We start from the raw sequence: 15784 nt of genomic DNA on the forward strand, positions 1-15784 counted from the left end.
AAGCAAATTAATGACCATTGCAATTCACGAATTAGAAAGGATCATCAAACAATCGTTCCCCGGCGCTGATATAAAGGTTCATGACCTTGCTGGAGATGATGATCATTATCATTTAAAAATAACCTCCAAGCGCTTTCTTGGAAAGACAAAAATAGAACAGCATAAAATGGTATATAAAGCTCTGGAAGGTCAGTCTACACACGCCTTGCAACTGGAAACTAATACTTAAAAATAAGGTGAATTTATGAGCAGTTTTGAACAAATAAAAAAAGATATAGCGGAAAATGATGTGGTGTTGTACATGAAAGGCACTTCTGATTTTCCTCAATGCGGATTCTCTGGACTCGTCGTGTCAATTCTAAAAAAATTGAACGTGAAGTTTAAGTATATTAACGTGTTGGAGAATGATGAAATACGTGAATCTATAAAAAAGTTTTCTGATTGGCCAACAATTCCACAATTATATATAAAGGAAGAGTTTATCGGTGGTTGCGACATCACTCGCGAGATGTACGAAAAAGGCGAACTGCAAAATTTATTGAAGGAAAAAAAAATATTGTGGAATAAGTACCAAGAAACCAGTGCCTAGACGCTGGGATTGGTATAACGTAGTATAAGCTATGAAAAAGGATCTTATGTCTTAAACCTTATCACCAGGCTTAACAAATAGGTGGCCCAATACTATTAACTTTATGGGTTTACCTTCGTTATTTGCTACTATCCAAACCCCATCGCTCTCATGATCAACAATTTCTATTGGTACAAATATTACATAATTATTGTCATCAACAATCTTTGTTCCAAGAGCACCCTCGTCACTTAAGCTCAGGGCTGAAGAAGGAACTTTATATGCAAATCTTTCGCCTGAAGGTAGTCTTACGTTGGCAGTTAGTCCCTGCAAGGATATCATTTTATTATTAATTACCTTTACCTCTACCCTATAAGACCCAGTTTTAGGCTCAGCAATTTTACTAATAAAACTTACTTCACCTGCCAATTCTTTTCCGTCCAGTAAACCAATTTGAGCTGTGCTGCCTAGCTCTATTTTATTTACTTCATTTTCCGAAACGTATAACACCACAAGAATTTGATCGAAATCAACCACGTCAGCTATTTTTTGCCCAGCATTAACAAAATCCCCTTCGTTTGCATTGATTTTATCAATATAACCATCTATAGGAAATTTGACTGCAGTATTTTCTAATACCAATTCTCATTATTGGTCAGTCAAATAGGAGAAATTGCAGAGTTGTTTAATTGTGGAGCTGGCAAGAGAAGTAATAAATTTGCACAAAGCACCCTAAAGCAGAGCAATTGTATCGTATATTTTATTGCGCAAAATGTTCTGTTTTATATATAACCAAAGCCTCTCAACAAGATTTAGCTCAGGTGAATATGTAGGTAGGTATATAATGTCGATATTTTTAGCTACCTTTAAATTTTTTGACCTATGCCAACTAGCACAGTCCATAACGAGAAAAGCCTCTCGTGTTTCTAGATATTGCGACATCTGCTCAAGAAATATGTTCATGCAATCAGTGTTGACATTTGGTGCAAATAAGCTAGAACTCTCTCCATTTCTAGGATTAACCGCACTATAGAGATAGAAATTTTGCCTAACTAATTTTGTTTTAACCTGTGTTCTAATCCCCTTTTTAAACCACCCATGTCCAACCTTTGAATGTGTGCCAAACCTTGATTCATCAAAGAAAAATAGCTCTTTTTCTGGATACTTGCTAATAGCTCCATTGAGATTTTTTTTTGAATTCCTCTTGTTTGCTTTTATCTTGTCCATTATGAACTGGTCTGGGTGTAATATATGAGAATTTCATCTTTTGCATATAGCGGTGTACTGTAGATTTGCTGATATTTAATCCGAACTTTTCCTGGATTCTTATTCTCATTTCTTTAATGGTAATATTAGGATTTTCTTCTATCCACTCTTCAATTTGCCGTAGTTGATCCTGATTTAATTTAGTTTTTCTACGCCGTTGTGGAGGAGTAAACAGTTTTTCTTTTCTGCCAAATTTCAAGAGTTTTACCCACGAAGTTAGTGCGCTTCTTGAAATGCAATATATTTTTGCTACAGCCGTTATACTATGCTTTTTTGCTGCAATTACAGCATTTAGTTTTTTTGAAACATATGCATTGTTCCTTACTTTCTTCAGCATTTCTTTTGCTGATTCTACTACTTTTTCATCCAATAATTTTGATCTTAATGCCATTTATACCTCAACTATTTTACTTGCTTCATTATGGCTTTTCTTCCATCATTGTCCATCTGTTTGCCTTGTAATGGGAATTGGTATTACCAAGCTTTATCATAATCTACCCCACCTTTCTTTAAAATTAAGTCCCTTTTTTAAGCTTTCCTTCTCACCACCTCATCAATCATTTCGTTCACTTTGCACATTATCTTGCTTGCTAAATTTTTACACTCTTCCCTTATTAGCGCCTTATCTCTCTTTCTTATTTCTTTTATCTCTATTATTTTTAACTCTGGTAAATAGCTTCTATCCAACATATATGCTATTTCTTCCACTAAATTCTCTATTTCATAGCATGTCACTTTTCTACTTTTTGTTATTCCACCTTGTTCTCTCATGAATTTTCTCGCCTTTTCATTCTCTCCATTATCCCATAGGCAATACCTTTCACTCTCCCATATATAATACATTGGTGTTGCACCATATTTATCCAGTTGATTAATGGCAGCTCCTGCTTTTACTAGCTCTTTTATTATTGCAATTCCTGCCCCTATCCTACATGCAGAGTGCAGTGGCGCACATCCGCTGATATATTGAGTGGCATTTATTTCTGCTCCTCCCCTTATCAGCACTTTTACATTTTCTAAATTTCTCGCAAATACTGCCCAGTGCAATGGTGTAAAACCTTTGTTATCTCTTGCATTGATGTCCGCTCCTTTCTTGACTAGAAAACTTACTTTTTCTCTTGTCGACATTCTTGCTGCCTTATGTAGTATCGTTTCTCCTTTTTCATCTTTTTCATTAATATTCTTAAACGAGTTCTCTAATAATTCATAAAATGACTTATTAAAAGCTTCTCTCTTTTCCTTGCTAAACCTCATTTCATACTTCACTATAAAAACATACATAAAATGGCCAATTTGGCTCACTTCAGTGCAAGATCAATTTGTTATGTTTACCTACACCTACCTAATTTATAGCTGTCTTGGCATGGAAAAGCAACTTCTTTTTTTCAAAAAACACACACTTTTACCGAATATTAATGCATTATGTGAAGATGTAAATATATGTATTTAACTCATTAAGCATATAGGTTGTTTTTCTTCCCAGGACCTGTTCAAATGTCGATGTTCGTGCCACGTTAGTACACCTGGGTAAAACACCAAAATGTAACTTTCTAATTCATGTATTGCATCCTTTTGTTTTAAATCTAAATCGCTTTCATAATGAACATAGTGCTCTGCTATACCAAATCTTATAACTTTTTGGTTGGTAAAATCTTCTACCTTGTAATGATGAGTAACGCTAAACCTTTCTAAAATTGGCTTGTATTTTAAATTCCACAGTTGTTCAGATAGTTTGCTACTTCCTAGTAAAAATTTATCCCCTTCCTCTTCTACGCTCGTAACCGGAAAACATGCGTTTATTTCTCCCAAATTCCAACTATCCGACAATACTATCTGCGCTTTAGCAAACTTAATTGCCGGTAATAAGCTCTGTGGTAGCGGATATAGCGCTTTGAAGTTATACCACACATGATTTCTTTCATAGATGCCTCTGTAATTCTTCATGTGGGACTCGGTTTCTCCAAGTATTGCTACATCTAGGCGATATATATCATTGCTTAAAGCTCGTTCATAATGATCGCGTAGATAGTTTTCTATAATCCTAATAACTGGACCACTAGACCTGAAAAAATTTACTCTCCCAAATGATAACACTGGTCCATCTTTTTCTATTTTTACCCCCGAATAGTCAGAAAGAAGATCTCCAAATAAACTCTCATCCAATATAAATCTCTGCGCATTATAATAATCGTTAAAAATCCTCATCAATCTGGATCTTACAGGCAGTGATAGTTTTGCCAGCTCTACTACTGCATCAACAAAAAAATCATTTGGTACGTCTCTTATCCCTATCTGTAATTCAAAGAAATGTTTACCAGGTGGCTCTTCAATAATCGTAATATCTTCTATACTTGCCCATTTTAATGCTATTTTCAGTGACGCTGGTGTTCCTCTTAAACGCTGAAATTTTATTCCTTCTTTTATCGCTCTTCTTTTCTCTTTTGCCCAACGCAGAATCTCTTCTAACCCATATTCCTCTATTATCCATGGCAATATTTCATTTTTAGGATTAAACTTAAATCCTCTTATCCTGCTTGGTTCTACTTTGTAGTCTATTGCATCAACCAGCGCTTTTTCTTGCTTTGTTGCGTTTGGGGGTAATAACATTAACTTTTACCCATTAGTTCAATATTTAAGCTTTGCAAAATAGCACACTCATTCCCCAGTACCACAACATCCTCTCTTGGCTCGATTAATTCTACGTTTTCTACCCCATCCACAAACAGGTTGGCTATAATCCATGATTTCGTTACTTTCCATCCTAATCTTTTCGTTGTTTCAAATTTTTCGATAAATTTCTTCTTCACCGTTTCAATGATGTCTGGTCTGTTAATGCTAATTTTACTGTGGATATCTACTTCTATAATATTGCAACTTACCACTTCTATTGTATCTGTTAAAATCCTCACATCCTCCCTGTTTAGTTGATTTCTGACAATTTCTAGTAATTCTTCTTGGGGTATGCCAGTTGTGGATAATTGTGTTGATAAGATCGAAACTTGTACTTTTCCTGGTACAGGTGATTCTACTAATGCATCTTTTACTCTCGTATCTGCTGATAATGCATAATACCGATAATTTCCTCCAGTACTCCAGCCTACTATTTTTGCTTTAATCCTTTTCCTAAAATTTTCATCTTTTTCTTCTTTTTCCCTTGCAACTCCGTAAAATTCAGCTAAATTATCAAGATCATTTCCCGTCGCAAACTTCAGTAAATTACTTTTTACCGCTTCTTTTATTCTTTCTCTCAGCAAAAGTTCTCGCCATGCTGCTACTTCTAATACCTTCATCGCTGGGTCACTTTCTACTAATGCTGTAAAACTTGAGTCTCGACGTATCAACTCCTCCTTCATACGTGAAAAGATTTCTTCGAAGTTCAGTGGCTCAATAATGTTAGGCTGCTCCATCTTTATACCACAACTCTATCAAAGCGAATCTTTTCCCCCATTGGTAAGTACAATCCTTCTAGGTCAAGCGTTACTTTTCCTTCTTTCACTTCTGTTATTTTTACTTTTTCTAACTTAAATCTCTTTTCCCATTTTTGTAGTGCTTCTGCTGTTGCTGTGTAAATTTCTAGTGTAAAATCACGATTTACTGGCTTATCTACTAATTCAAATAATCTTGATCCATACTCTCTTCTCATAATACGTGATCCAATAGGAGTGGTTAAAATATCAGTAATTGATTGTTTTAAATGCTCCAAACCTTCTAATGCCTTACCTGTTTTAGCATCCATTCCCTTCATTTCTATTTTGCAAAGACGCTTTCACTGCCTTTTATTACTTTAAACCCACATGAAACTATATCTCCTACTCTTCCTACACTAAGACCATTTGCAAATACTGTTTTTGATCCTTCAGTTAATGCTCTTCCTTCACTAAAACTGTCTCCCTGTCTGCACATTGGCTTACCATTTACAAAAACATTGTTACTGCCGCTAATGCAGAAATGCGGTGTTGCTTCTACACAATAATCTCCTACTCGCACAACTGATTTTTTCATTCCTTTTCTATTTAATTTAGATTTATTCTTTTTGCTTTTAGGTTTATTTCGCTCTTTGTCATCTCTATATTTGATTCTCCAGCTTTTAGTGTTATTTTGTCCACTACCTCAATCTCTAAATGATGCTTCTCTTTATCATATAACAATTTTGTTCCATCTTGAAATTTTACACTATTCATTTCTTTTTTATTCTCTGGTTCAGGGTATTTTTCCTGATATATTCCTGGCAATACTACTCCTAATGATAGTTCTCCAAGAGGAGAAAATACTATTACTTGTTCATCGATATCTGGAGGAGACCAATCTCTATCTTTTCCTGCTTTGCTCGTTATCCACGGTAAATAATCTGTTAAAAATTCTCCTATTTTCACTCTTACTTTTGCTTTTTCATAATCTATTTCTTTTACAAGCCCTATACGAATGATATTCGCTAATTTTCTATTTAGCTCTGAAATTGCAAAATTATGGTCTAACATTTTCGCCAACACTTATTGTATGTGGTATGATACCAGTTCCTGACCATATTGATTTTCCTAAGTGTAGCTCATGCACCCAGTCTACCATCCATACTAAATATGCATCCAATTCTGGCCTAAATCCATCTGTTTCCGCAGATATAAATTCTCCTGGCGAAATTTTTTCCGTTTCCCAAGTATTCTTATTTACTACTCTTGCAACTTCCGCTGATAATTCTCTCACAATTATCGGTGCACTTTCTATTGTACTATCAACTATCACTCTTGCTTCAAATCTACCTCTCAGCGCCAATTCCTCCGTTCCTGAATCTTTTCCCGATTCTAAACTCACAAGCTCTACAAATAACGCTGGTGCTATCAATTCTTTCCTTATTGCTGGATAAACCTCACAAGTTTGAATTGCTGGTATTTCTCTCTTCAGCGTAGTGCAGATTGCATTATGCAAATCTTTAAAATTCATACATTTCTTGTAATATAACTCAATTCACTTTCAAAGAACTTTTCAAACACTTCCTCAACTTCATAATTAACAAAATTCTCTATTATCCTTGAAGCTTCAGGTTCCAATGGCAATTTAACTTCCTTTATTGGTAATGCTGTTTTTCCCTCGCGTTTGAAAGCTCCTTTATAACCTCTTGGCATCGTTGCTATAAATGCTCCTGTAATCTGATATTTTCCAATTTCTGCCCCTTTTTTTCCTTGCTTCATTCTTCCAATTGATGATACCTTTACATCATAGAGGTTTGCTCTAACTAAAGCTGTCAATGTATTTCTATTAGCCTTAACAACCCTTAGTCTTTTCCTTATTACCGTTAATTTTATTCTCTTTTCCTCACTGATTTCCTTAGTTGCTTGCGCTTTTAACCATGATGCCGTTTTGTTTAGTGCTATTACCGCTGCCAATTCTATTTTGGCTTTGTTAGCATCAATGTTGTGAATAATCCTCTCAATATTTTCATTAACCTCAATGTTAAACATCCTTCTCTCCAAGTACTGTACATTTTATATTCCATACTATTCCTGAATTATCTCGCAGCGGTGGAGAATATACTTTATATTTACGACCATCAATAACAAAAATATCTCCCACCATCGGCCTCAGTACATCAAAAACGTTTACCTCAAGAAAAAGCATCTCTTCCACAAATTGTCCTTCACCAATCTCGTATAATTTATCTGGCTCTTGCTTTAATACTTGTACCATATATGACTTATCCTTCGACTCATACAAGGCTGTCTTCCCTAAATGGGCAAAACAATCTTTCAACAATCGCTTAATATTTTCTTGCATTCTTTCATAAGTATGCTAATAAGGTATATGCTGATAGGGTAGTCTTACGCCTCACTGCTTTTTAGTTAGTATTGTTATGTTGTAGCGACTTTTACCAAAAAGGCCGGACGATGGCACATTGGCAGAGGATTTGACTGTGTATGTAAATCTGTTCCTCTATCAAATCTTCTTGGTTCTTGTTTTGCATATAGTGGCTGTCCAAGAGTATTTACTGTTTCATTAAAATCTGCTGGTGCAAAATATGTTGTAAATGTGCTTGCTGTTCCTAGTGGAAAACAGTGTCCCGTATCTCTTTCTATAAATCTTCTTACGGTTCCTTCAGGGTCAGTTGCTTGCCCTCTATATTCCTCAAATGTGATTCCACAGAACGTAAATCCTGACCTCATATCATTCCTTAGCGCTGCTCCTTCTTGCCATCTCTCATATGCTTCTTTTACTTTAGCATGAGAAGTTAGTGCATCAAAAAACTCAGGGCTTACCAAGGCATGAATTCCAGTCATGTATTCACCACTTAGGTTATCTTCTATGTGCCTCAATACTTCCAGACACTTACGTTTTACATCTGTTGTTGCTGTTCCTAGTGCAAAATTTACTACTTTTGGCGTGATTTCAAATTCGTTGTACAGATTTAATAATTCACTGCCATCAGCATCTAAAATTATTCCTTTCAGCGCTCCCATTCGCAAATGCTCTAACGTTATTGCATGTTTGTTTCTCATTAGCTGTAAATGATCGGTTATTACATCTGCCAGCGCTTTAAGTTCACTCTCTGATCCAAATGCCCTTATTCCCTGTATTTCCTCTGGCAGAACTACATCATCATGCGGAATATGCGGAATTGTAAACGTTCTTACCTTTCTTTTTCCTCTTTTTCCTACTGTTGCTGGTGCTCCGGGTACTTGCGTTGGTAGTAAACTTAACACTCCGTTGTGCTCTTCTATTGTAATATGTCTAAATCTTACTGACCTACTTGGAAATAAATTTAAATTTTCAACACGTCCATAATTTACCGGCAATATATTCATCGCATTTGTTAGTGCCGTCATGCTAAATGCTGTATTTGTAAATGGATTTTGCATTCTTTTTCCCCCTTATTAATTTAAGTTACACTCCCTTGCGGACAATGATCCCTCGTGCTTCAAGTTGCTTTATTGCTGCAGCTTTTTGCTCTTCAGTGATATTTGTTGGCCACACAATTGCATGATCTGCTAGCATTGCACCACGAGCAATAATTACTCCTTTACTATTTTCCTTTGCGTTTGCATCGCTTGCTATTACACCTATCGCTGTTTGTGTACCATCTGTGGCAGTTGGATTTATTATCTTAACCATGCTATCTTTATCGAGAGCCACTACTGTACCAAGCTTTAGGTTCTGCCCTTTGGCTACTGTTATCTGATCTCTTGAATATAGACTTGATGCCTCATACTTTAATAGTTCACCCAGATTATTTTGTTCGCTTATACAACTCATAAATTTCTCTCCTTAACTGCTTACCGCCGCTTTTATCAATGCTATATACGGCGGTTATAAAAAAACTTAAATACTTGATTGTGCTCTAGCTTTAGCTACCTGCATCATCAACTCTTCTCCTGAATTCTGTGGTATTGCACTCAGTATCTCTGTCTTCTTCGTTCGCTCTGCTAGCAGTTCCATTAAAACTTCCCTAGCTTGCTCAACACTTACGCCCTGCTCAATAAATTCTCCTATTTTCTCTGGCATTCGTGATAAGTTACATAAACGTATTAATTAAAGAACTTCAGTACGATACTTAGTTAAATTATCAGTTTCTAGGTCAGTTGTAGTTTGTTCATTCATAGTAATACTCCTGTTTTTATTAATAGATTTTAACTCCGAAAGAATTGTAATTCCGTCTGCAAGGCCTATCTCTACTGCATTTTCACCAAAATAAAGCCCTGCTTCTGTTGATCGAATCTTTTCAATTGAAAGACCTCTGTTTCTTGCTATTAGCTGCACAAACATTTCATATAGTCGGTCTACTTCTTTTTGTAAGCTTTCCAGACTTTCAGACGTCATTGGCTCATGTGGATTTAAATCATTTTTTCTACTTCCTGCAAATACTGTCGTATATTTTACTCCCTGTTTTTCATCAAATTCACTTTGATCTATATGACTTGCTATTACTCCAATACTGCCAACACCAGAAGTTCTGCTCACAAATACCTTCTCAGCGCTAGAAGCTATAGCATATGCAGCAGAATATGCATCATCATTTGCTATCGCTATTATCCTCTTTTTTCCTCTTGCACTATAGATAAAATCAGCTAAGTCAAATACTCCATTTACCTCTCCTCCTGGGCTATCTATGTCCAGTAAAATAGTCTCTATACTACTATCTGCTAATTCTTGCTTTACTTGCGCTTCTATTTGCTCATATGATGTCATCCCGAGCATTTCATCAAACGCACCTGGTTTTTTCGTCAAGATTCCATGAATTGGTATAATTGCAGTTCTTTCTACGTTACTTTTGATGGAGTGCTTGAGATTTTTGAAAATTGGCTGTTTTTCTTTGTATAGCGATAGTAGCTCAAAACTCCTTGGCTCAAGCATTAATGGTTTTCCTAAGAGCATCATAACCCTTTACAATCAGAGTCAAACATTAAATTGAGACTATTTGCACGCTTTTGATCTTCTGCTATTTCTTGATCAATTTCTTCTACATCGTAACCCATTTCTGATACTACCTCTGCTCGACTCTTAAATCCATTTCTTACTGCCACTTGCTGTGCTTGCTGGTCTTTAAGTGGATCCACCCAATCAAATCCCTGTGGTATCCATTTTACATCTTTAAATATTTGATTATCTGTTGTAGAAAGTTCTCCAGATAAAGTTGCAAGTTCTAACCATCTACTCCATACTGGTCTACAAAATTGGAATACCATAATGTTATGTTGCAGCATAGCGCATCTACGACGAAACTCTATTAATCCTGCTCTGATTGATGAATAATTAACACCTGTTAAATCTCCTGTTAGCTGCTCGTATGTTATCCCTGTGCCTATTGCTATTGCCCTTAGCTGCTGTCTCATGAATGCTTCATAACTTCCTCCTACATCTGATGGTTCTGAAAATTTTATGTCCTCACCTGGGTCTAAAAGCTGCATTGTTCCAGGTTCTAGGCCAGATAGTGCTACTCCTTGCTCATTTGCTTCGCCTTCTCCTAAAATATTTGCTTCAGGATCAAGTCTTGTAATAAATCCTGCAAACATCGCTGCTGTCTTTTTTCTCACTAATTCTGCATCATCGTATTGATCAAGCTCATAAAGCTTTAGCAGTATATTAGAAAGCCATGGCTCTCCTCGAATCTGACCAGGTCTTAATGGTCTATAGATATGTAAAACATCGTTTGCTGGTACTCTCACTGATTCTCCAAACGAGCCTTCTCCTGGATGTTCTCTAAATAAGTAATATGCCTCTCTTTGCCCAAGTCTATTGAACTCAATCCCGTTTCTTATTACATTACCATTGGCTAGTGTTTGATTGCTCTTATTGTCCAAATGCTCTGATTCTAGTACTTGCAGTTGTAATGGTACAGAAAATCTATCCTCTAGCTTTCTCGTTCTTAAACGTACAAAACATTCTCCTCCCTCTATCATACTTCTGCATACTAGAGCTTGTAATCCATAAAAATCACTTACTCCACTACTGTCTGCTTCATCTGTCCATTTTAGCCATAATTCTTGCACCTTCTTTCGAAATTCCCCATCTCTTGCTTTTGATTGTGGTTTTATTCCTGTTCCAATAGAGTTACTTACTATTGTATCAATAATATTTGCTGCATATGGATTTTTTCTTACCATATCACGAGAGCTGCTACGCAAGTGCTCAAGGCTTTGAGAAAGCAAATTATTTATGCTTCCCGCTTCTCCTTGCCAATACATTACCCTTCTTCCTGAGCCTGCTGCATACCATGCAGAACTTTTGATTTTTGGCTTACTAAATAGTTGTTTTAAGGTCTTTAACATCCTGATAACCAAAAATTCTTTAATTCTTCTATTGTTCCATTAAATTTACTTCTATCACATGGTCCTATTCCTCTTACTGAACGCGGTTCAGGTCCCATTTGACCATTAGTGTATTGCCACAAAACCCACTTACTCCATCCTTTTGGTAGTTTAGACCATCTTATTTTCCACAGTGGACACTCAGTTTAAATTGGTATAGCAAAATCTTTTAGAAAATAAGCTCCTCCGCAAATCAATGGTAAGCGATTAGTTCTTTCTTGAACTCTATTCACAAAATCTTCTGCTTGTTTTGGTGTTATATCTTTCTCATTCTGATTTTTCTGAATATCAAGTGCAAGCAGAGTTTGAGCATTATCACCTACTTTATCCAGAAAATAGTCAGCTTGATCTTTACCATTTCCCCAGACTCCAAGATGATATGCACCCCAGAGAAGTCCTTCATTTTCAGCAGCTTTTCTCCTTTTAGCATATTTCGGATCTACATATTTTAGTCCTTGTGTTACTTTATGAACTACACCAGCTATGCTGTCTTCCTTAGCTAATTTGAAGTCTACATTTTCATCACAGTAAGATAAATCTACTACTGCGTTTGTTATATTCCTTCTATTTTCAGAATATTCTTCTTCTACAACTTTTTTCATATCATTTCCTTAAATAATTCCCTTATTCGTTGAAAAAACAATTTTCCTCTTTGGCTTCATTCCAGCAATCTTCAGCTCAGCTTTAATACGTTGTCTTAAGCTCAGTAGATCCTTTATCTGAACTTCAGCATATCTCACAACATGATCACCATATGCAATTGATACTACTCGCTCTCCGCTTTGCAGTTTTTTTATCGCTTCTTCGACTTGACTTAAATATTCTTGATTGTACATTTTACTTCTCATTCAACCATTTACTTTGTCTCACTTTTTTAGGTTTTTTGCTTTCTGGTTTTTCACTCAAACTATTCCATTTACTCTCTGGCCATCTGTCTATTCCCAGTGCTATCGATGCTGCTCTTGCGTAAATTCGGCAATCTAGTACTTCATTTCTTTCTCTTACCTTTTGCCACTCCTGTTTGGTGTATCCTTTTACTACCTTGCTGACTAATTGCTTTGCCGTTAGCTGCTTAAAATATTCAGGTGCATACTCGGGAAAATGACAATACCCTGCTGGCACTTTCTCTTCTTCTTTTAAAACATTAAGTAATTGAAAAAGTTCTGACTTTAATATTGATACTCCTACTGGCCAGAGCTTTATTCCTCTTTTCAGCTTTTGACCACCAACTGTTATATCTACTCTGCTTGGACTGCTAAGTGGTACTAGAGCTTTATTTACACCTTTGACTGCCATTACTCTTCCAGATCCTTGATGACCTCTTACCCAGTTGTATACTTCTTGCGTTGCATATCCAGCATCAACTGCCATCATGCTTATCATGTATTCAAGCCCATTTTCACCGATAAAATGATGATTAAGTAACTCCGAAAGTTTTTTCCATACTTCTCCTCCTCCTGTATCTCCTTCAAATACTCGGTAGTCTATTGACCAATTCTCACGGCTTTTTCCCCATGCTACGACTTCTACTTCTAAACGATCTTTTTGTACATCTACTCCTGCGGTAAGTACCACTTCTCTCCTCGGTACTGTGCCTACGGGAAAAAATTCTCTCCTGTTAAATAATTGCTTCCAGTCTGGTACTTCTCCTTTATCTACCCAAGTTTCTCCTAGCGTGGTATTTATCCAAACTTTCAGTAATTGTTCACTCTCTTTTGCATGGAGAAAGTCCTCTACTGCTTGTTGCCAACTATACCACCCAACTGGACTATAAAGACTTGAAAGATGAAATCCTTTTTTCTCCCCTTTTATTGGATTAGTAGCCCTCCATTCTCCACGGTCAAGCATCTCTGTCTTTTGATGATTTTCTATCTTTTCACCACATTCTATACATATATAGTGTGCTGTATTTGGATTTTTATCTTCTCATTTTATTTGTGACCATTTTAGAACTTGATAGTAATTACAATATGGACATGGTACAAAAAAATATCTCTTATCTGTTGCTTCAAATTCTTTCTCAATTCTGCTTATTCCATGAATCGTTGGTGTTGATACTAAAAAAATCTTTCGCCGTGCAAATGTATTAGTTCGAGCAATACTGAGCAGTACTGGATCTCCTTCACCTCCCGAATCTCCTGGATAGGCATCTATTTCATCAAGAAAGAGGTATTTTACTGGCATAGAACGAAGTCCTACACTACTATTCGCTCCGGTTATTACTACTATTCCACCTGGAAATTCCTTACTTTGTACAGTATTGCCTGAATCTCTTGACCTTGGGTCTTTTACTTTATTTTTTAAACATGGTGTACTCTCTATTAACGGTGCAAATCTTCCCTTCGACCAACGTTTTCCCATTTCAACTGTTGGCTGCACAACTAACATTGGCCCTGGTGTTTGATCTATGATATAGCCTATCCAATTGTTACCTGCTTCTGTTCCTCCAATCTGCGCTCCCTTCATAAATACTACTTTTTCAGCCTGTGAAGAAGGAGATAGTGAATCCATGATTTCTTTAAGGTATGGCGTTCTCTCTGTTCTCCATTTTCCTGGCTCTGATGCTGCAGTTGGCGCTAAAACTCGATACCCATTCGCCCACTCTGATACTTTAAGCTGCGGATCTGGTTTTAAACCTTCAGAAAAAGATGTGGCGTATATCATTGTCTGCATCTACTCACAACTGGTTCTAACTCAATATCATTAACAGTAGAACTACACTCCTCCAATTCCATAAACATCTTTTTCTGAAATTCGTTTTCTATATATCTTTTGCTCATCTCACTTATCATCATTGCTATAACAAGCGCAAATATCCCTGTTACTGTTGCAAAAATGATTGCATTGCCTATTGTTGTTATTAACCCTATATATACTGCTACTGCGCTGACTGTAATACAGATGCAGATAATATTATTATGCTTTTTCATCCTTTTATCTGCTATTTCTCTCTGTGCTATATATTTATTATGAAGGGTTGGAAAATTAACAATGGTATCTCTGCAGAGCAATGCCCCATTTTTTTCAGTAAACAAAACTTTTTGTAACTCTAAATTGTTTGATTTGATTACTAAATGCAAAACAGGTGTATAATTTGCTCCTTTTTTCAGCAATAACTTCACTACATGTAAATGTCCTTTTTCTGCAGCAAGGTAAATTGCTGATAGACCTTTATTATTTGAAATATCAATATCGATTTCTTCTTTTAAAATTGCATCTACAAGCTCAATTTCTCCTCTTTGTGCAGCTAAATGCAATAGACTATTCTTTTCAGAACCGTATTTATTATTCATCAAAGCCTTCTTTATCTCAGGTCTATTTTTAGCGTAATCAAATGGTGTCTTGCCGCTATCGTCTTTTACCAGAGGATCTATATCTTCTCGCGTTAGTAAGACCTCTATTGTTTTAAGTCTTTCAGCGTAATGTAGAGGTGTTTTATTTTCGTAGTCTTGTAGATTCACTTGAGCATTAGGCTCCTTTATTAAGCATTTGAGGATATCAAGACATAAGTCTCTTTCATCGTAATTAGTATTACTTACAGCTATATGAATAGGTGATAATTTCATCGAGTTTTGTCCTACACGTGCGCTATTTACATCTGCTCCTAGCTCCAGTAATAACTTTACTATCTCCAACTTTTTGTTATTAACTGCATAGTGCATTGGTGTCTGATTTCGTGCATCAAAAACCTCGATTTCAGCATTTCCTTCTTCCACTAAAATTTTGACAATATTTTCATGTCCTATGCCTGCTGCTAGATGTAATGGAGTATGATGCAAAGCATTTCGTAAATTAACGTCAATACCTTTTCCTATCAAATATCTAACTGCATTAACTTCACCTATCATTGCAGCTAAATGAAGTAAGCTATCTTGCTCTGATCCGTATTTGTTATTAATTAGTGCTTGTAATATTTCTGCTTTTTTCCCTTCTTTTGCGTAATCAAGAGATGTTTTACCATCATTATCTTCTACAAAAGGATTGATATTCTTTTTTGTGAGCAGCAGATCCACCATGCTTAACTCGTCAAACTCTATAGCACAATGTAATGGGGTTTTTCCGTTTAACCCTCTAACATTTACATCCACTTCTGGCTGATTAATGAGGCACTTTATTAACTCTAAACTTAAGTTATCAGCCATTTTATATTCAAAAT

At 36.1% G+C, this 15784-nt stretch carries 17 protein-coding genes and 4 pseudogenes; 2 read left to right on the forward strand and 19 right to left on the reverse strand.

What is annotated here, in order from left to right:
* Nucleotides 1-10 precede the first annotated feature (10 nt).
* Both OPR24_RS06260 and grxD read left to right on the forward strand, forming a co-directional pair.
* On the forward strand, nucleotides 11-229 hold the full coding sequence (locus OPR24_RS06260; protein WP_265033231.1) for a BolA/IbaG family iron-sulfur metabolism protein: 219 nt from the start codon (nucleotides 11-13) through the stop codon (nucleotides 227-229).
* Between the two features lie 15 nt (nucleotides 230-244).
* Nucleotides 245-589 (forward strand): Grx4 family monothiol glutaredoxin, encoded by a 345-nt coding sequence (gene grxD / locus OPR24_RS06265; RefSeq protein ID WP_265033233.1) that lies wholly within the window; start codon nucleotides 245-247, stop codon nucleotides 587-589.
* A gap of 51 nt (nucleotides 590-640) precedes the next feature.
* On the opposite strand, the pseudogene OPR24_RS06270 reads toward grxD, so the two are convergent.
* The 19 genes and pseudogenes from OPR24_RS06270 to OPR24_RS06360 form a co-directional block, all read right to left on the reverse strand.
* Nucleotides 641-1213: pseudogene (locus OPR24_RS06270) on the reverse strand (efflux RND transporter periplasmic adaptor subunit); the annotation flags it as partial.
* Nucleotides 1214-1216: 3 nt separating this feature from the next.
* Nucleotides 1217-2225, reverse strand: a pseudogene (locus OPR24_RS06275) (IS630 family transposase).
* A gap of 137 nt (nucleotides 2226-2362) precedes the next feature.
* Nucleotides 2363-3088, reverse strand: coding sequence for an ankyrin repeat domain-containing protein (locus tag OPR24_RS06280; protein ID WP_265033993.1), 726 nt, complete (start codon nucleotides 3086-3088; stop codon nucleotides 2363-2365).
* A 192-nt stretch (nucleotides 3089-3280) separates the two neighbouring features.
* Nucleotides 3281-4441: a phage tail protein gene (locus OPR24_RS06285; protein WP_265032603.1), complete on the reverse strand. Its 1161-nt coding sequence runs from the start codon at nucleotides 4439-4441 to the stop codon at nucleotides 3281-3283.
* A complete protein-coding gene (locus tag OPR24_RS06290; protein WP_265032605.1) occupies nucleotides 4441-5241 on the reverse strand; it encodes a baseplate assembly protein in 801 nt (266 codons plus the stop codon). Before OPR24_RS06290 ends, OPR24_RS06285 begins: the two co-directional genes overlap by 1 nt.
* 2 nt (nucleotides 5242-5243) lie before the next feature.
* Entirely contained in the window at nucleotides 5244-5579 is a 336-nt protein-coding gene (locus tag OPR24_RS06295) for a GPW/gp25 family protein (RefSeq protein ID WP_265032607.1), read from the reverse strand.
* A 2-nt stretch (nucleotides 5580-5581) separates the two neighbouring features.
* Nucleotides 5582-5836, reverse strand: a complete 255-nt coding sequence (locus OPR24_RS06300; protein ID WP_265032609.1) for a PAAR domain-containing protein — start codon at nucleotides 5834-5836, stop codon at nucleotides 5582-5584.
* An 11-nt stretch (nucleotides 5837-5847) separates the two neighbouring features.
* The gene (locus OPR24_RS06305; RefSeq protein ID WP_265032611.1) at nucleotides 5848-6312 is read right to left on the reverse strand and encodes a phage baseplate assembly protein V; all 465 of its coding nucleotides are present in this window, start codon (nucleotides 6310-6312) and stop codon (nucleotides 5848-5850) included.
* Nucleotides 6299-6772: a hypothetical protein gene (locus OPR24_RS06310; protein ID WP_265032613.1), complete on the reverse strand. Its 474-nt coding sequence runs from the start codon at nucleotides 6770-6772 to the stop codon at nucleotides 6299-6301. Before OPR24_RS06310 ends, OPR24_RS06305 begins: the two co-directional genes overlap by 14 nt.
* Nucleotides 6769-7290 (reverse strand): phage tail protein, encoded by a 522-nt coding sequence (locus tag OPR24_RS06315; protein ID WP_265032614.1) that lies wholly within the window; start codon nucleotides 7288-7290, stop codon nucleotides 6769-6771. Before OPR24_RS06315 ends, OPR24_RS06310 begins: the two co-directional genes overlap by 4 nt.
* The gene (locus OPR24_RS06320; protein ID WP_265032617.1) at nucleotides 7283-7603 is read right to left on the reverse strand and encodes a head-tail joining protein; all 321 of its coding nucleotides are present in this window, start codon (nucleotides 7601-7603) and stop codon (nucleotides 7283-7285) included. Before OPR24_RS06320 ends, OPR24_RS06315 begins: the two co-directional genes overlap by 8 nt.
* 74 nt (nucleotides 7604-7677) lie before the next feature.
* Nucleotides 7678-8682, reverse strand: a complete 1005-nt coding sequence (locus OPR24_RS06325) for a major capsid protein (protein WP_265032619.1) — start codon at nucleotides 8680-8682, stop codon at nucleotides 7678-7680.
* A gap of 25 nt (nucleotides 8683-8707) precedes the next feature.
* Nucleotides 8708-9076 (reverse strand): head decoration protein, encoded by a 369-nt coding sequence (locus OPR24_RS06330; RefSeq protein ID WP_265032621.1) that lies wholly within the window; start codon nucleotides 9074-9076, stop codon nucleotides 8708-8710.
* Nucleotides 9077-9142: 66 nt separating this feature from the next.
* Nucleotides 9143-10195, reverse strand: a pseudogene (locus OPR24_RS06335) (S49 family peptidase).
* The gene (locus OPR24_RS06340; RefSeq protein ID WP_265032623.1) at nucleotides 10195-11589 is read right to left on the reverse strand and encodes a phage portal protein; all 1395 of its coding nucleotides are present in this window, start codon (nucleotides 11587-11589) and stop codon (nucleotides 10195-10197) included. Before OPR24_RS06340 ends, OPR24_RS06335 begins: the two are co-directional and overlap by 1 nt.
* A 185-nt stretch (nucleotides 11590-11774) precedes the next feature.
* On the reverse strand, nucleotides 11775-12230 hold the full coding sequence (locus tag OPR24_RS06345) for a glycoside hydrolase family 25 protein (protein WP_265032625.1): 456 nt from the start codon (nucleotides 12228-12230) through the stop codon (nucleotides 11775-11777).
* A 9-nt stretch (nucleotides 12231-12239) separates the two neighbouring features.
* Complete coding sequence (locus OPR24_RS06350; RefSeq protein WP_265032626.1) at nucleotides 12240-12464, reverse strand: gpW family protein; 225 nt, start codon at nucleotides 12462-12464, stop codon at nucleotides 12240-12242.
* 1 nt (nucleotide 12465) lies between these two features.
* Nucleotides 12466-14292 (reverse strand): annotated as a pseudogene (locus tag OPR24_RS06355) (phage terminase large subunit family protein).
* The gene (locus OPR24_RS06360; RefSeq protein WP_265032632.1) at nucleotides 14289-15770 is read right to left on the reverse strand and encodes an ankyrin repeat domain-containing protein; all 1482 of its coding nucleotides are present in this window, start codon (nucleotides 15768-15770) and stop codon (nucleotides 14289-14291) included. Before OPR24_RS06360 ends, OPR24_RS06355 begins: the two are co-directional and overlap by 4 nt.
* Between the last annotated feature and the right edge of the window lie 14 nt (nucleotides 15771-15784).

The organism is Wolbachia endosymbiont (group A) of Sicus ferrugineus (genome assembly GCF_947251515.1).
Taxonomy (GTDB): Bacteria; Pseudomonadota; Alphaproteobacteria; order Rickettsiales; family Anaplasmataceae; genus Wolbachia.

Excerpts from the sequence above, each read along its gene's own strand:
- OPR24_RS06260 (WP_265033231.1), top strand. The coding sequence starts at position 11 with ATGACCATTGCAATTCACGAATTAGAAAGGATCATCAAACAATCGTTC.
- grxD (WP_265033233.1), top strand. The coding sequence starts at position 245 with ATGAGCAGTTTTGAACAAATAAAAAAAGATATAGCGGAAAATGATGTG.
- OPR24_RS06280 (WP_265033993.1), bottom strand. The coding sequence starts at position 3,088 with ATGAGGTTTAGCAAGGAAAAGAGAGAAGCTTTTAATAAGTCATTTTAT.
- OPR24_RS06285 (WP_265032603.1), bottom strand. The coding sequence starts at position 4,441 with ATGTTATTACCCCCAAACGCAACAAAGCAAGAAAAAGCGCTGGTTGAT.
- OPR24_RS06290 (WP_265032605.1), bottom strand. The coding sequence starts at position 5,241 with ATGGAGCAGCCTAACATTATTGAGCCACTGAACTTCGAAGAAATCTTT.
- OPR24_RS06295 (WP_265032607.1), bottom strand. The coding sequence starts at position 5,579 with ATGAAGGGAATGGATGCTAAAACAGGTAAGGCATTAGAAGGTTTGGAG.
- OPR24_RS06300 (WP_265032609.1), bottom strand. The coding sequence starts at position 5,836 with ATGAAAAAATCAGTTGTGCGAGTAGGAGATTATTGTGTAGAAGCAACA.
- OPR24_RS06305 (WP_265032611.1), bottom strand. The coding sequence starts at position 6,312 with ATGTTAGACCATAATTTTGCAATTTCAGAGCTAAATAGAAAATTAGCG.
- OPR24_RS06310 (WP_265032613.1), bottom strand. The coding sequence starts at position 6,772 with ATGAATTTTAAAGATTTGCATAATGCAATCTGCACTACGCTGAAGAGA.
- OPR24_RS06315 (WP_265032614.1), bottom strand. The coding sequence starts at position 7,290 with ATGTTTAACATTGAGGTTAATGAAAATATTGAGAGGATTATTCACAAC.
- OPR24_RS06320 (WP_265032617.1), bottom strand. The coding sequence starts at position 7,603 with ATGCAAGAAAATATTAAGCGATTGTTGAAAGATTGTTTTGCCCATTTA.
- OPR24_RS06325 (WP_265032619.1), bottom strand. The coding sequence starts at position 8,682 with ATGCAAAATCCATTTACAAATACAGCATTTAGCATGACGGCACTAACA.
- OPR24_RS06330 (WP_265032621.1), bottom strand. The coding sequence starts at position 9,076 with ATGAGTTGTATAAGCGAACAAAATAATCTGGGTGAACTATTAAAGTAT.
- OPR24_RS06340 (WP_265032623.1), bottom strand. The coding sequence starts at position 11,589 with ATGTTAAAGACCTTAAAACAACTATTTAGTAAGCCAAAAATCAAAAGT.
- OPR24_RS06345 (WP_265032625.1), bottom strand. The coding sequence starts at position 12,230 with ATGAAAAAAGTTGTAGAAGAAGAATATTCTGAAAATAGAAGGAATATA.
- OPR24_RS06350 (WP_265032626.1), bottom strand. The coding sequence starts at position 12,464 with ATGTACAATCAAGAATATTTAAGTCAAGTCGAAGAAGCGATAAAAAAA.
- OPR24_RS06360 (WP_265032632.1), bottom strand. The coding sequence starts at position 15,770 with ATGGCTGATAACTTAAGTTTAGAGTTAATAAAGTGCCTCATTAATCAG.